At 70.8% G+C, this 13,938-nt stretch carries 14 protein-coding genes; 12 read left to right on the top strand and 2 right to left on the bottom strand.

The window, feature by feature from the left end:
- The first annotated feature begins 11 nt into the window (after positions 1–11).
- From ABZ312_RS39010 to ABZ312_RS38995, 4 genes are all read left to right on the top strand, one after another.
- Positions 12–1,013 (top strand): LuxR family transcriptional regulator, encoded by a 1,002-nt coding sequence (locus ABZ312_RS39010; RefSeq protein WP_500327569.1) that lies wholly within the window; start codon positions 12–14, stop codon positions 1,011–1,013.
- Positions 1,014–1,094: 81 nt separating this feature from the next.
- Complete coding sequence (locus ABZ312_RS39005; protein WP_500327567.1) at positions 1,095–1,613, top strand: DUF302 domain-containing protein; 519 nt, start codon at positions 1,095–1,097, stop codon at positions 1,611–1,613.
- Between the two features lie 7 nt (positions 1,614–1,620).
- Positions 1,621–2,460: an MBL fold metallo-hydrolase gene (locus ABZ312_RS39000; RefSeq protein ID WP_500327565.1), complete on the top strand. Its 840-nt coding sequence runs from the start codon at positions 1,621–1,623 to the stop codon at positions 2,458–2,460.
- A gap of 100 nt (positions 2,461–2,560) precedes the next feature.
- Positions 2,561–3,184 (top strand): histidine phosphatase family protein, encoded by a 624-nt coding sequence (locus ABZ312_RS38995; RefSeq protein ID WP_500327563.1) that lies wholly within the window; start codon positions 2,561–2,563, stop codon positions 3,182–3,184.
- A gap of 18 nt (positions 3,185–3,202) precedes the next feature.
- Here ABZ312_RS38995 and ABZ312_RS38990 read toward each other — a convergent pair whose 3' ends face one another.
- Positions 3,203–3,814 carry a PepSY domain-containing protein gene (locus tag ABZ312_RS38990; protein ID WP_500439766.1) on the bottom strand — a complete coding sequence of 204 codons (612 nt, stop codon included), beginning with the start codon at positions 3,812–3,814 and terminating at the stop codon, positions 3,203–3,205.
- 113 nt (positions 3,815–3,927) lie between these two features.
- Here ABZ312_RS38990 and ABZ312_RS38985 point away from each other — a divergent pair, with 113 nt between their 5' ends.
- From ABZ312_RS38985 to ABZ312_RS38965, 5 genes are all read left to right on the top strand, one after another.
- Positions 3,928–4,587 (top strand): response regulator transcription factor, encoded by a 660-nt coding sequence (locus ABZ312_RS38985; protein WP_500439765.1) that lies wholly within the window; start codon positions 3,928–3,930, stop codon positions 4,585–4,587.
- On the top strand, positions 4,584–5,918 hold the full coding sequence (locus tag ABZ312_RS38980) for a sensor histidine kinase (protein WP_500439764.1): 1,335 nt from the start codon (positions 4,584–4,586) through the stop codon (positions 5,916–5,918). The genes ABZ312_RS38985 and ABZ312_RS38980 overlap by 4 nt, the downstream gene beginning before the upstream one ends.
- Before the next feature lie 118 nt (positions 5,919–6,036).
- Positions 6,037–6,765 (top strand): MgtC/SapB family protein, encoded by a 729-nt coding sequence (locus ABZ312_RS38975; RefSeq protein WP_500357568.1) that lies wholly within the window; start codon positions 6,037–6,039, stop codon positions 6,763–6,765.
- 68 nt (positions 6,766–6,833) lie between these two features.
- The gene (locus ABZ312_RS38970; protein ID WP_500439763.1) at positions 6,834–7,718 is read left to right on the top strand and encodes a class I SAM-dependent methyltransferase; all 885 of its coding nucleotides are present in this window, start codon (positions 6,834–6,836) and stop codon (positions 7,716–7,718) included.
- Positions 7,718–8,347 carry a TetR/AcrR family transcriptional regulator gene (locus ABZ312_RS38965; protein WP_500327552.1) on the top strand — a complete coding sequence of 210 codons (630 nt, stop codon included), beginning with the start codon at positions 7,718–7,720 and terminating at the stop codon, positions 8,345–8,347. Before ABZ312_RS38970 ends, ABZ312_RS38965 begins: the two co-directional genes overlap by 1 nt.
- Positions 8,348–8,359: 12 nt before the next feature.
- Here ABZ312_RS38965 and ABZ312_RS38960 read toward each other — a convergent pair whose 3' ends face one another.
- A complete protein-coding gene (locus ABZ312_RS38960; RefSeq protein ID WP_500327551.1) occupies positions 8,360–9,550 on the bottom strand; it encodes an ROK family transcriptional regulator in 1,191 nt (396 codons plus the stop codon).
- A gap of 265 nt (positions 9,551–9,815) precedes the next feature.
- On the opposite strand from ABZ312_RS38960, the gene mmsA reads away from it, so the two are divergent.
- The 3 genes from mmsA to ABZ312_RS38945 all read left to right on the top strand — a co-directional run bounded on the left by mmsA (position 9,816) and on the right by ABZ312_RS38945 (position 13,850).
- Positions 9,816–11,363, top strand: coding sequence for a multiple monosaccharide ABC transporter ATP-binding protein (gene mmsA / locus ABZ312_RS38955; protein ID WP_500327549.1), 1,548 nt, complete (start codon positions 9,816–9,818; stop codon positions 11,361–11,363).
- Positions 11,360–12,658: a multiple monosaccharide ABC transporter permease gene (gene mmsB, locus ABZ312_RS38950; protein WP_500439762.1), complete on the top strand. Its 1,299-nt coding sequence runs from the start codon at positions 11,360–11,362 to the stop codon at positions 12,656–12,658. The genes mmsA and mmsB overlap by 4 nt, the downstream gene beginning before the upstream one ends.
- Positions 12,659–12,737: 79 nt before the next feature.
- Entirely contained in the window at positions 12,738–13,850 is a 1,113-nt protein-coding gene (locus ABZ312_RS38945; RefSeq protein ID WP_499509026.1) for a substrate-binding domain-containing protein, read from the top strand.
- Positions 13,851–13,938 lie beyond the last annotated feature (88 nt).

The following is a 13,938-nucleotide window of genomic DNA, read 5'->3' as shown; positions in this document are numbered from 1 at the left end:
GGTGGAGAAGGATGACGGAAGGCGCCGCACCCTTGGAGCTGGTCGGACTCGACGCGGGGGCCGAGGCCGTCTACCGCGAACTGCTCGCACACGGTGGCGGTACGGCCGACGACGTCACCGCGACGTTCGGGCTGGGTACCGGAGCGGCGGTGGCCCTGCTGGAACGCCTGCACCACTCCGGGCTGCTCAGCCGCCGCTCCTCGGGGGAGTACCTGACCGTGGATCCGCGTCACGCGCTGCGGACACTGGTGGAGTCACGCGAACGCCAACTGGCCGCCGTACGCGACGCCACCGGGCCGCTCGGCGCGCTGTTCGACGAGGCCAGGCGGTCCAGCGCCGGCGAACCCGCCACACGGACGATCAGCGGCCCGGAGGAAGTCGGGGACTGCTACTACCGTTTGCACCAGGCCGCCAAGTACGAGATGTGCGGCCTGGCCCGACCTCCCTTCCTGTTCGTTCCGAACGGTCCGCTCGACGAGGCCGCCGTACGGCGCGGCGTACGGGTGCGGGTCGTCTACGCGGCCGCCAGCTTCGACGAGGACGGCGGGGGGCAGGAGCTGGGCAGCCTGGTCTCACGCGGCGAGGAGGCCAGGGTCGTGTCCTCGCTGCCCGTCAAGCTGACCATGGCGGACCGCTCGGCGGCCATGGTGTCGTTGAGCCTGGGCCCCGACAGCACCGACACGCTCTACACCGAGGCGCCCCCCTTGCTCGAAGCCCTGACCGAGCTCTTCGAGCACTACTGGGCCGGTGCCGCCTCACTGAGCGGGCCGAGCTCGCAGCCACCACCGCCACCGGAGCCCTCCACTCCCGGCGAGCAGGTGCGCAATCCCACCGACGAGGAGCGGAACCTGCTCGCACTCTTCGCCGCCGGGGTCAAGGACGACGCCATCGCCCGCCAGTTCGGGATCTCGACGCGGACACTGCGCCGGCGCATCCAGGACCTCTACACGGAACTGGGCACCACCAACCGGTTCGGCGCCGGCGTCGCGGCGGCCCGGCGCAACTGGGTGTGAGCGCGGAGTTGCGCCGACGTGCCGCGGAGGGACGATGGGAGGAGGGCGCGGCGGTGTGCCGTGCCGTCCGAGGTGGTCCAGGTGTCCGAGGCGCGAACGGTCGACTACGGCGTCACCAGGTTCGACGTCCCCCTGCCCGGGACGTTCGAGGAGGCCGTGCGGCGCTACGAGTCCCTGGTGCCGCAGTACCGGGCCGATGAGATCCGGGACCTCGTCCGGTCCGGCGGCTCCTGGGAGAGCGCCCTCGCGCTGGCCGAGGGGAACGCGCCCCACGGATTCATGATCTTCTGGAGGGACTCCGGAACGGCGCTCATGGGCATCGCCGGGGACACGACGCCGTTCGTGATGTACCTGATGGGCAACTACGCCATCGCCGAGCGGATGTTCCGCCACGATCCCTCCGCCATGATGCACGCGCCGCTGCGCACCGAGATCTACCGGAGCGACGACGACGTACCGCGATTCGTGATCGACAAGCCGAGTTCCCACTTCGGCAGTTACGGCAGCGAGGAGATCGCCCAAGTGGGCCTGGAACTGGACCACAAGGTCGCCCACCTGCTGACACTGATGGAGGCGCCGGTGCCCGCCGGGCTCGGCTGACCCGACGATGACGGATCTGCGCTACGGCACCTTCGTGTGCGACGGGTTGCGCCGCGCCCAGGGTCCCCGGTTGCCCGACGGGAGCCCGATCTTCTCCTCGCCGCTGACCTCGACGTTGGTCCTCGGCGACGCGGAAGCGGTCCTCGTCGACCCGCCGTTCACCCGTGAGCAGGTGCACGGTGTCGGGGACTGGATCGAACGCTCCGGCAGACGGCTGACGTACGTCTACGCCACCCACGGTCACGGCGACCACTGGTTCGGCACCGATCTGCTGCTGCGACGCTTCCCCGGGGCGGTTCCGTACGCCACCGAGGGCACCATCGAGCTGATGCGCTGGCAGGCCACCGAGGGCCGCCGGACCAGGTGGGACGTGGACTTCCCCGGGCTCATCCCGGACAGCCCCGTGGTCTACGGGGTGGTCCCGGCCGACGGGTTCACGCTGGAGGGGCACCCGCTGCGCGTGGTGGAGACCGGCCACACCGACACCGACGACACGACCGTCCTGCACATCCCGTCGATCGGCCTGGTCGTGGCCGGTGACGTGGCCTACAACGGGGTCCACCAGTACCTGCGGGAAAGCGCCGGCGGCGGCATCGACAAGTGGCTCGCCGCGATCGGCACCGTGCTCGCGCTGCACCCGCGCGCGGTCGTGGCCGGCCACAAGAACAAGGCGCTGCCCGACGACCCCGTGATCCTGCGGCAGACCCGCGACTACCTGCTCGACGCCCAGCGCCTGCTGGCGGAGGAACCCCGCCCCCGCACGTTCTACGACCTGATGCTGCAGCTCCACCCGGACCGCCTCAACCCGGGCCCGGTCTGGTACAGCGCCCTCGCCCTCCTGCCCTGACGCCGCCGCCCGGACCGTCATCCGGAACCGGAACGGCAGCGGGGGCGTCGTGCCCAGGGACGACCCACTCGATCATGAAGCATCGTGAAGGAGCCCGGGCATGACGGTTGTGGCCACGCGTTACCTGTACCTCGTCCGGCACGGGGAGGCCGTGCCGGACGAGAGCGGTCTGTCGGACGACGGGCGCCGCCAGGCCGCCCTGCTCGGCCGCCGGCTGGCGGACCACCCGATATCCGTGGTCCATCACGGCCCCCTGCCCAGGGCCGCGCAGACCGCCGCCCTGATCGGGGAGCACCTGGACGGTGCCGTCCTGCGCGTCTCGGAGACCGCCGGAGACTACGTCCCGTACTTCCCGGGGCGGGACGAACTGCCCCCGGACAGCGCCGACCACCTCCTGCGCTTCCTCGACGGCGCCAAGGCGCAGGAGCGCGCGCTCGGTCCGTCGCTGGCCCTGCGCGCGCTCGAGCAGTTCACCGGTCCCGTGGAGGGCGATCAGGAGCGTCACGAACTGGTCGTCACCCACAACTTCCTGGTCGGCTGGCTGGTGAGGCACGCCATGGACGCCCCGCCGTGGCGGTGGCTCGGGGTCAACCAGGGCAACGCGGCCCTGACCGTCATCCGCTATGCGCCGGGGCGGCCCGTCTCGGTCCTGGTCCAGAACGACACCCGCCACCTCCCTGCGGAGCTGCGCTGGACCGGCTTTCCGCCCGAGCTGCGGATGTGAGGGCGCGGACCGGCCGCGTCAGCTGATGGCCCCGTTGGCCGGGTCGACGTGGACCTCGTGGTCGGAGCCTTCCTTGTGGAACTCCACCTCCCAGGTACGGGTGTCGTCGTCGAGGGACACGGAGGTGACCGTGCCGCGCCGGGCGTCCCCGGCCGCCTTCGCCGCTTCCAGGAGGTTGGTGCGGGAACCACGGAGGGCGTCCCGGGCCTCGTCGGCGTCCTGCCGGTCCTGCTCCTGCCGGGCGGTGACGACCTCGCCGTTCGCGGCGTCGATCGTCACCTCGTGCCAGGTGCCGTCCCCGGCCAGCGTCTCGACCTCCCATTCCGTGCGGCCGCGGTCGTCGTCCAGTTCGGCGGACACCACGGTGCCGGGGGCCTGTGCCCGCGCCGTGGCGACGGCGTCGGTGAGGCTCACCGTGCGGGAGCCGCTGGTCCGTTCCTCGCCGTCGGTGCCGCGGTCGTCGTCGCGGGGACCGTCGCCATCGGTGGCGTGGCCGCCGCGGTCGTCGGTGACCACGGCGGACGCCGGCTGCCGGTCGTCGTCGTCCGCCAGTGCGGTCGCCGCGACGCCCCCCGTACCGGCCAGGACGGCGACGGCGGCCGCGGTGGCGATCAGCATCTTGCGCCTCATGATGGTGTGTCCTTCCGTAGCGGTCCGGTGACCACCACGATCGCTCCCCGTACCTGAAGCGGCGCTGAAGGATCCTGAAGGAATCCTCAGGATCGTTTTGGCAGGCTGTACCCATGCGCCTGCTGATCGTGGAGGACGAGCGGAGCCTCGCCGCTTCGCTGGCCAAGGGGCTGACCGCCGAGGGCTTCGGCGTGGACGTGGTCCACGACGGCGACGAAGCGCTGCACCAGGCCGGGCAGCGGACCTACGACCTGATCCTGCTGGACATCATGCTGCCCGGCATGAACGGCTACCGCGTCTGTGCCGCCTTGCGGGCCGCCGGAGACGACACGCCGATCCTGATGCTGACCGCCAAGGACGGGGTGTACGACGAGGCGGAGGGCCTGGACACCGGGGCCGACGACTACCTGACGAAGCCCTTCGCCTACGTCGTGCTCCTGGCCCGCGTTCGCGCGCTGCTGCGACGGCGTTCCCACGGAGGCTCACCGGTGGTCACCATCGGTGGGCTGACCGTCGAGCCCGCCCGCCGCCGGGTCACCCGCGACGGGACCGAGGTCCCGCTCACCGCGCGGGAGTTCGCGGTGCTGGAGCACCTGGTGCTGAACGCCGGCGAGGTGGTCACCAAGGCCGACATCATCGAGCACGTGTGGGACTTCGCTTACAGCGGCGACCCCAACATCGTCGAGGTCTACGTCAGCGCCCTGCGGCGCAAGCTCGGGGCCGCCACCATCCGCACCGTCCGCGGCGCTGGATACGTGATGGAGGCCGGATGAGGTCCGTCCGCGCCCGCACGGCCCTGTCCGCCACCGCGGTGGTGGGCGTCGCCCTGGTCCTGGCGGGCCTCGGGCTCGTCCTCGCGCTCCGGGCCAACCTCACCGGTCAGGCCGGCCTGCGGGCCGAGATCGCCGCGCGTGAGGTGACGGCCCAGATCGCCGCCGGGACCTCGTACGGCCGCCTCGACCTGCCGGACGGCGACGAGTACCCGGTCCGGGTCGCCGACGCCCGCGGCGGTCTCCTCGCGGCCGGAGAGGACGTGCAGCGGATCACCGGAGCGCCGGTACCGGACACGGACGGCGACACCGAGTCCGAGGCCGAGCACGGCACCGGGACCGCCACCGTGGACGGCACGCAGGCGTCGTACCGGTTCGCCGTCCTCTCGGGGGAACGCGACGGTGAGCGCTACACCGTCACCGCGGGGGCCTCCCTCGCCGCCGAACAGGACGCGGTCCGTACGGCGGTGGTCTTCCTGCTGGCCGGACTGCCCGTCATGCTCGCCGTGGTCTGGACGGTGACCTGGCTCGCCGCACGCAACGCGCTGCGCCCGGTCGACGCCATCCGCGCCGAGATGGAGGCCATCACCTCCAGCACCGACCTCTCCCGCAGGGTTCCCGTCTCCCCGGCCCGGGACGAGGTGGCCCGGCTCGCCCGCGCCACCAATGACACGCTCACGGCCCTGGAATCCGCCGTCGAACGGCAACGGCGGTTCGTCGCCGACGCCTCCCACGAACTGCGCAGCCCGATCGCGGCGCTGCGCACCGAACTGGAGGTGGCGAGCGCCCATCCGGCCCTGCTGGACCTGGACAGCGCGGTGAACGACGTGGCCAGGCTCCAGACGCTCGCCTCCGACCTCCTCCTGCTCGCCCGATTCGACGCGGGGGAGGAGATGCCCATGGAGCCGGTCGCCCTGGACGAGTTGGCCCGCGAGAGGGCCGCCCTGCGCTCCGGCCGGGTGCCCGTGACCGTCGACGCGACGGACGCCGTGACGGTACGCGGTGACCGCCGGGGGCTCGAACGCGTCCTGGACAACCTCCTGGACAACGCCCAGCGTCACGCCGGCGACTGGGTCGCGGTGCGTGTCACCCGCGACGGACGGGGGGCCCTGCTGGAGGTGACCGACGACGGTCCGGGCATCCCGGCGGCCGACCGTGAACGCGTCTTCGACCGCTTCATCCGGCTGGACGAGTCCCGTGCCCGCGACGCGGGAGGTGCCGGGCTCGGTCTGGCCATCGTCCGCGACATCGTCCACCGCCACGGCGGGCAGGCCGATGCCGGTGAGGCACCCCAGGGCGGTGCGCTGCTGCGCGTGCGGCTCCCGGCGGGGTGACCGCAGGTCCTGTGCCGATCCGCGACCGGCGCTTTTCGTCCCCCGGATCCGGGGCACGCTCTGGGAGTTGCCGGGTGCGGCGGCCTCAGGGACGCCGTCGCGTGGGGCGGAGGTGTTCATGGCCGAGGTGGCGGCGCCGCTGTGGGACGTGGGGAACGGGCAGGGGCTGCGGCAACCGGCGGAGCTCGGGCCGGCCCTGCTGCTCTCCAGCCTGATCGGCTGGGAGCGGGCGGCGCAACAGAAGAGCGCGGGGCTGCGCACCCACACGCTGGTCGGTGTCGCCAGCGCGTTGATGATGGAGGTCTCCCAGCACGGCTTCACCAATGTGCTCGGGCTGGACAACGTCTCCTTCGACCCGTCCGGTGTGGCCGCCCAGATCGTCTCGGGGATCGGGTTCATCGGCGGCGGCCTGATCTTCGTGCGCAGGGACGCGGTGCGCGGTCTGACCACGGCGGCCACCGTGTGGCTCACTTGTGCGATCGGCATGGCCTGCGGGGGCGGGCTGCCGATCCTGGCGCTGGCCGTCACGGCCCTGCACTTCCTGGTGGTACGGGGTTACCCCCGGCTGGTCCCGCGCCTGCTGCCCGGGGCGACGGCGACGGTCTCCGAGCTGCGCCTGACCTACCGCACGGGCACCGCCCTGCTGCCCCGGCTGATGGAGACCTGCACGCGGCTCGGGTTCCGCATCCGGGAGGTGAGGGTGGAGAGGCTGCCGGGCCGGACCGATGCCGCCGCCCGGGTCCTGCTCGAGGTCGAGGGTACGGCCGACCCCGGCCGGCTGGCTTCGGAGCTCTTCCGGTACGACGGCGTCCTCGAGGTCGGGATGACCCCGTCCGACGAGGAGTGACACCCTGCCGCCGGAGGCCGTCCGCCGCCCTGAATAAAAAATGGATGTGCATTCATTATGATGGAGCCATGCAGAGCACACCCAGCCGCACCGCGCAGCACGTCGCGCTCTTCCGGGCGCTGGAGTCGGTGCGCCCGGGGCCGCGCCTGTTCATCGACCCGTACGCCGCCTCGTGCCTCGGTCCCGGCTACCGCCTGGCCGTGACGATCGCCCGTTGTCCGGGCGTGGCGCGGTTCCTTGAGCGGTGGATCGACCGGCGCTGGCCCGCAGGTCCGCGCGCCTCGGCCGTGGTCCGCACCCGGCTGATCGACGACCTGGTCGTGGACGCCCTGGAACACGGCGCCCGGCAACTCGTCCTGCTGGGCGCCGGCTACGACAGCCGGGCCTTCCGCCTGGACGCGGCGCACGACGCCACCGTCCTGGAGGTCGACCACCCGGCGACGCAGGCGGCCAAGCGGGGGCTGGCCGCCACCTGGTCCGCCCGGGCGGGCCGGCCGGGCGACGGCATCCGCTTCGTTCCCGTGGACCTGATGCACCAGGACCTCGGCGACGCCCTGCGCGAGGCGGGACTGACCGGCGACCGGGCGGTGGTGGTGTGGGAGGGCGTGACGAACTACCTCGACGCGCCGTCGGTGCACGCCACGCTGACGGCGCTCTCCACGACGCTGGCGCCCGGGAGCCGGATCGTCCTCACCTACATGGACCGAAGGGCCCTGGACGGCACCGGTGACTTCGACGGCGTCACAGCGTGGGCGGACGCGGTGCGTACGGCCGGGGAACCCTTCACCTTCGGCTTCCTCCCGGACGAGCTCCGGGCGTACCTGGCCGAGCGGGGACTGGAGCTCACCTCGGACCGGTCGGCGAGGGAGGCAGCCGCGCAGTACCTGGAGCCCCTGGGGCGGCACGAGCCGGCCGCGCCCTTCTACCGGATCGCCCAGGCCGAGGTGTTGTGATGCCCAAGGTCAGTGAGGAGCACCTGCGGGCGCGGCGCGCGCAGATCCTCGACGCCGCCGCCCGCTGCTTCGCCCGTACGGGCTTCCACCGCACCACCATCCAGGACATCGCGGCCGAGTCCGGATTCAGCGCCGGCCTGGTCTACCGCTACTTCGCCGACAAGGACGACATGGTCGCGGCCATCGCGGACCGGTGGCACGACGACCAGGCCCGCCGACTGCACCTGGACGACCCCGCCGGGCACACCGCCGACGCCTTCCGGGAGGTCGCCGGAGGCTACCTGGAACTCCTGCGCTCACTCGCGGGCTCCGACGAGCGGCAGCGCGTGCAACTCGGCGTCCAGATCTGGGCCGAGGCCCTGCGGGCACCCCGGGTGCACGCGGTGGCACGCGAGGGTGTGGACCGTCCCCGCGCCGTCATCACCGACCTCGTCCGGGCGGCCCAGGAGCGCGGCGAGCTGGACGCCGCGTGGCCTGCCGACGGCCTGGCCCGGGTGTTCGTCGCGATCTACCAGGGGCTGGCGCTGCAGACCGCCTGGGATCCCGGACTGGACCACGCCGCCTACGCCGCGGCGGTCGAGCGCCTCATCGGCGCGCTGGTGCTCCGGCCTGATCCTCCGTCGCCCTGAAGCACGCGCACCTCAGTCCAGCACGAGCGACGACAACTGCGGCGAGTACGTGGCGTGCAGCACGAGCGCGGCGCTGCCCACGACGGCCGCGTCCGCGCCGAGGGGGGAGGCTGCGACCTGGACGACGCGGATGTGCCGGGCCAGGGGTCGTGAGGCCAGCGCGGAGGCGACGGCGTCGACGTAGCGGGACTCCACGTGCTGGATGCCGTGACCGCCGAGGATGATGAGGTCCACGTCGATGAAGTTGGCGATGGTCACGGCGACCGTGGCCACGTGACGCGCGGCCTCGTCGATGACCGCGGCCGCGATCGGGTCGCCGGTTCCGGCCGCGCGCTGGACCGCGGCGTGGTCGACGGAGGCCGGGTCCCGGTCGTACGCGGGGGACAGCACACTGCCGCCCGGCTTGTCGGTGAGGCGGCGGTGCGTCTCGGCCACGATCGCGGACGGGTTGGCCAGTCCCTCCAGGCAGCCCCGGTTGCCGCAGTAGCACTCCGGCCCGTCCGACAGCACCGTCGAGTGGCCGAACTCGCCGGCGTTGAGCGAACCGCCACGGTAGACCTGGTGGTTGAGGACCAGACCACCGCCGATGCCGGTGCCGAAGAACAGGTAGGCGAAGTTCGCCACGCCCCGGCCCGCGCCGGACCAGCGCTCGCCGACCGCGGCGGCCGTGGCGTCGTTGTCGAGCGTCACCGGAAGGCCGGTCGCGTCACTGAGCATCTGCTGCAGCGGGACCCGCGTCCAGTGCGCGAGCTGGGGCGGGGCGACGATCATGCCGCTGCGCTGGTCGATCGGCCCAGGGGTGGCGAGGCCCAGCCCCAGGACGTTGGCGCGCGGCACGTCCGCCTCGGCGAGCACCTCGGCGACCAGGTCGGCCATGGCGGCCACCACGTGCGTCGGATCGGTACCGGGAGGCGTGGGGTGCCGTCTGACGACCAGTGGCCGGCCGAGCAGGTCGACCACGGAGCAGGTGAGTTCGACCGGGTCGAAGACGAGGCCGACCGCGTTGCCGGCGTCCGCGTTGACCCGCAGGGTGGTGCGGGGCTTGCCGCCGCCCGCGCCACGACTGGCCCCGTCCTCCCGCACGATGCCCTCGTCCAGCAGACGGCGCACGATCCCCGAGACGGTCTGCGGGGTCAGTCCCGTCTTCTGGGCGATCTCGACCCGGCTGATCCCGTCGGCGAGTTGGATCTGGTCCAGGACCACCGCCCGGTTGTACCGCCCGACTTTGGGGAGGTTTGTTCCTGCTTGCCGCACACGCGTTCCTCTCTTACCGCAATGACGATACCGCTCAAGGGCGTTGACTTAGTAAAACAAATGGATTTAAAGTCCGGTGCCCAAGCCGCAACAGGTCCGGCATGGAGGCACGGCGCAGTGTCATCGGAGGCAAGTTGATGTCCACGAAATGTCGCATCCCAGGGGAGGCGGGCCCGCGTGATCGCCGCGGCGTCCGCAGCGTGGAGCTCCGCGCATGAGCCGCGCCCCGATGCTGCTGGAGATGCGGTCCATCACCAAGACGTTCCCCGGCGTGACGGCGCTCGCGGACGTCAACCTGGTGGTGAAGGAGGGGGAGATCCACGCGATCTGCGGCGAGAACGGCGCAGGCAAGTCCACCCTCATGAAGGTGCTGAGCGGGGTCCACCCGCACGGCAGTTACACCGGCGAGATCGTCTACCGCGGCGACACCGTGAGGTTCCACGACATCCGGGCCAGCGAGCAGGCCGGCATCGTCATCATCCACCAGGAACTGGCGCTGGTCCCTGGCATGTCGATCACGGAGAACATCTTCCTCGGCAACGAGCCGCGCAAACGCGGCTCGATCGACTGGAGGGCCGCACAGCACCGCGCGGTGGAGCTGATGGAGCGGGTCGGCCTCAAGGAGGACCCGGACACGCTCGTCAAGGACATCGGCGTCGGCAAGCAGCAACTCGTCGAGATCGCCAAGGCGTTCGCCAAGGACGTGAAGCTGCTCATCCTCGACGAGCCGACCGCGGCCCTGAACGAGACCGACTCGCAGCACCTGCTCGACCTACTGCGCGGCTTCCGGGACCGTGGCATCACCTCCATCATGATCTCCCACAAGCTGAACGAGATCGAGGCGGTCGCCGACACCATCACCATCCTGCGCGACGGCCGGACGATCGAGAGCCTCGACGTCGAGGCCGACGGCGTGAACGAGGACCGCATCGTGCGCGGCATGGTCGGCCGCGAACTCGACAGCCGGTTCCCCGACCACACGCCCGACATCGGCGAGGTGTTCTTCGAGGTCCGCGACTGGACCGTGCGGCATCCCGCGTCCGACGAACGGCTCGTGTGCAAGGGGTCCAGCTTCACGGTGCGGCGCGGTGAGATCGTCGGGTTCGCAGGCCTCATGGGCGCCGGGCGCACCGAACTCGCGATGAGCCTGTTCGGCCGCTCCTACGGCACGTTCCTGTCGGGACGGGTCTTCAAGGACGGCAAGGAGATCCACCTCAAGACGGTGCCGGAGGCCATCCGGCACGGCCTCGCCTACGTCAGCGAGGACCGCAAGTCGGTCGGCCTCAACCTGCTGGACGACATCAAGACCTCGATGGTGGCCGCCAAGCTGTCGAAGATCTCCCGCCACCAGGTCATCGACCCGGTGAGCGAGCACCGGATCGCCGAGGAGTACCGGCAGAACCTGAGGATCAAGACCCCCAGCGTGGACGAGGAGGTCGTGAAGCTCTCCGGCGGCAACCAGCAGAAGGTCGTCCTCGCCAAGTGGATGTTCACCGACCCCGACCTGCTCATCCTCGACGAGCCCACCCGCGGGATCGACGTGGGCGCCAAGTACGAGATCTACGGGATCATCCAGCGGCTGGTCGGCCAGGGCAAGGGCGTCGTCGTCATCTCCTCGGAGCTGCCCGAGCTCATCGGACTCTGCGACCGCATCTACACCGTGTTCGAAGGCGCCATCACCGGTGAGGTGACACGCCGCGACGCGAACCCGGAACTCCTCATGAAACAGATGACCTCTATGAAGAAGACACCGAGCCCATGAGCCGCATCACAGACCTGCAGAAGAACCTCTTCGGAGGCTCGACCTCCAACGCCCGCCAGTTCGGCATGATCGCCACGCTCGTCGCGATCGTGCTCCTGTTCCAGATCTGGACGCGAGGGCTGACCCTGACCTCCGGCAACCTCATCGCCGTGGTCAGCCAGTACTCCTACATCCTGATCCTGGCCATCGGCATGCTGATGGTGATCGTCGCCGGGCACATCGACCTCTCGGTCGGCTCGGTGGCGGCGTTCACCGGGATTGTGGTCGCCAAGACGATGCAGGAGCACTCGCTCCCCTGGCCCCTGGGCATCGTGCTCGGCCTGCTCGTCGGCGCGGCGATCGGTGCCTGGCAGGGCTTCTGGGTCGCCTACGTGGGGGTGCCGGCGTTCATCGTCACCCTGGCGGGCATGCTCCTGTTCCGTGGCGGCAACCAGTACATCGGCAACGCCGACACCGTGCCGGTCCCCACCGGATTCCGTGACATCGGCGCAGGCTTCCTGCCCGAAGTGGGCCCGGACACCGGCTACAACAACCTGACCCTCCTCCTCGGTCTGGTCGCCTGCGCGGGCGTGGCCTGGCGCGAGTGGCGGGCCCGGCAGACCCGGCGCGCCATGCACGCCGACGCCGCGCCGCTGTGGGTCACGGGGATCCGTCTGGTCGTGATGGTGGGCGTCATCGTCTTCGCGACGCTGCGCTTCGCCGGCGGCCGCGTCGGCACCAGCTTCCCGATCTCCGGGATCATCCTGATCGCCCTGGTGCTCGCGTACTCGTACTACACCCGCAACACCATCGGAGGCCGGCACATCTACGCCGTCGGAGGCAACTCCCGCGCGGCCGAACTGTCCGGCGTGAAGCTCCGGCGCGTCAACTTCCTCGTCATGATGAACATGTCCGTGCTGGCCGCGCTCGCCGGCATGATCTTCGTGGCACGGTCCGCGGCCTCCGGCCCGCAGGACGGTCTGAGCTGGGAACTCGACGCCATCGCGGCCGTGTTCATCGGCGGCGCCGCCGTCTCCGGCGGCCTCGGCACCATCAGCGGCTCCATCGTCGGCGGTCTCGTCATGGCGCTGCTCAACAACGGTCTCCAACTGGAGGGCGTCGGCTCGGACATGGTCCAGATCATCAAGGGCCTGGTCCTCCTCCTCGCCGTCGCCTTCGACGTCTACAGCAAGAGCCAGGGTCGCTTCTCGATCATCGGCACCCTGATGCGTCCGTTCCGCCAGAACGAGACGTCCACACCGGTCGACCCGCCGAACCCGGCCTCCGACCCCGACAAGGCTCCGGTCGCAGGATGACCGACCGGCAGTAACCCAGGGTGCCGCATCAGGGCGGCGCTCGATTCTCCCCGCATCACCAGGAAAGGGCACAACCCACATGCGCAGAACCATCACCAGAGCCGTCGCCGTGATCGGCGCCGCCGCGCTGCTCGCCCTGGGCACGGCGTGCTCCAACGAACGCGAGGGCTCCACCGGCAAGGACACCAGCGACGCCAAGGGCGGCTTCGCGAAGGACGCCCTGGTCGGGGTCGCGCTGCCCGCGAAGACCTCGGAGAACTGGGTTCTCGCCGGTGACCTGTTCACCAACGGCCTGAAGGACGCCGGCTTCAAGGCGGACGTGCAGTACGCGGGCGCCTCGACCACCGTTGCGGACCAGCAGGCTCAGATCTCCTCCATGGTCACCAAGGGCGCGAAGGTCATCGTCATCGGTGCGACCGACGCCTCGCAGCTGTCCACCCAGGTGGCGCAGGCCAAGCAGGCCGGTGCGACGATCATCGCCTACGACCGCCTCATCACCAACACCCCGGACGTCGACTACTACATCGCGTTCGACAACTTCAAGGTCGGCCAGCTGCAGGGCCAGGCGCTGCTGGACGGCATGAAGGCGAAGAAGGCGAAGGGCCCCTACACGATCGAGCTGTTCTCCGGTTCGCCTGACGACAACAACTCGAAGGTGTTCTTCGACGGCGCGATGGAGGTGCTGAAGCCCGCCATCGACAAGGGCGACATCGTTGTCGGTTCCGGTCAGACCGACATCAAGCAGACCGCGACGCAGGGCTGGAAGGCGGAGAACGCCCAGAGCCGCATGGACTCGCTGCTGAACTCCACCTACAACGGCAAGAAGACGCTCGACGGCGTGCTCTCCCCGAACGACACCCTCGCCCGGGCGATCATCACCTCGGTGAAGGGCGCCGGCAAGCCGGTCCCGGTCGTCACCGGCCAGGACTCCGAGGTCGAGTCGGTGAAGTCGATCATGGCGGGTGAGCAGTACTCCACCATCAACAAGGACACCCGCAAGCTCGTCGCCGAGACCATCAAGATGGTCCAGGCCCTGCAGACGGGCGGCAAGCCGACGATCAACGACACCAAGTCGTACAACAACGGCAGCAAGGTCGTCCCGTCGTACCTGCTCCCGCCGGTCATCGTGACGAAGGAGAACGCGGCCGAGGCCTACGCCAACGACCCGAAGCTCTCCCCGCTCACGAAGTAGTTCACGAAGCGGTCGCGCACGACCACTGCCGCGGGGGGCCCCGCGCGCGGGCGGGGGCCCCCCGCCCCCCCCCGTGCGCGCCCCCGCC

Origin of the sequence: Streptomyces sp. NPDC006207 (genome assembly GCF_040613835.1) — a bacterium.
Lineage (GTDB): Bacteria > Actinomycetota > Actinomycetes > Streptomycetales > Streptomycetaceae > Actinacidiphila.
This window is presented reverse-complemented; position numbering and strand designations above follow the sequence as displayed.

Excerpts from the sequence above, each read along its gene's own strand:
- ABZ312_RS39010 (WP_500327569.1), top strand. The coding sequence starts at position 12 with ATGACGGAAGGCGCCGCACCCTTGGAGCTGGTCGGACTCGACGCGGGG.
- ABZ312_RS38965 (WP_500327552.1), top strand. The coding sequence starts at position 7,718 with ATGCCCAAGGTCAGTGAGGAGCACCTGCGGGCGCGGCGCGCGCAGATC.
- mmsA (WP_500327549.1), top strand. The coding sequence starts at position 9,816 with ATGAGCCGCGCCCCGATGCTGCTGGAGATGCGGTCCATCACCAAGACG.
- ABZ312_RS38970 (WP_500439763.1), top strand. The coding sequence starts at position 6,834 with ATGCAGAGCACACCCAGCCGCACCGCGCAGCACGTCGCGCTCTTCCGG.
- ABZ312_RS38985 (WP_500439765.1), top strand. The coding sequence starts at position 3,928 with ATGCGCCTGCTGATCGTGGAGGACGAGCGGAGCCTCGCCGCTTCGCTG.
- mmsB (WP_500439762.1), top strand. The coding sequence starts at position 11,360 with ATGAGCCGCATCACAGACCTGCAGAAGAACCTCTTCGGAGGCTCGACC.
- ABZ312_RS38995 (WP_500327563.1), top strand. The coding sequence starts at position 2,561 with ATGACGGTTGTGGCCACGCGTTACCTGTACCTCGTCCGGCACGGGGAG.
- ABZ312_RS38975 (WP_500357568.1), top strand. The coding sequence starts at position 6,037 with ATGGCCGAGGTGGCGGCGCCGCTGTGGGACGTGGGGAACGGGCAGGGG.
- ABZ312_RS38990 (WP_500439766.1), bottom strand. The coding sequence starts at position 3,814 with ATGAGGCGCAAGATGCTGATCGCCACCGCGGCCGCCGTCGCCGTCCTG.
- ABZ312_RS38945 (WP_499509026.1), top strand. The coding sequence starts at position 12,738 with ATGCGCAGAACCATCACCAGAGCCGTCGCCGTGATCGGCGCCGCCGCG.
- ABZ312_RS39000 (WP_500327565.1), top strand. The coding sequence starts at position 1,621 with ATGACGGATCTGCGCTACGGCACCTTCGTGTGCGACGGGTTGCGCCGC.
- ABZ312_RS38980 (WP_500439764.1), top strand. The coding sequence starts at position 4,584 with ATGAGGTCCGTCCGCGCCCGCACGGCCCTGTCCGCCACCGCGGTGGTG.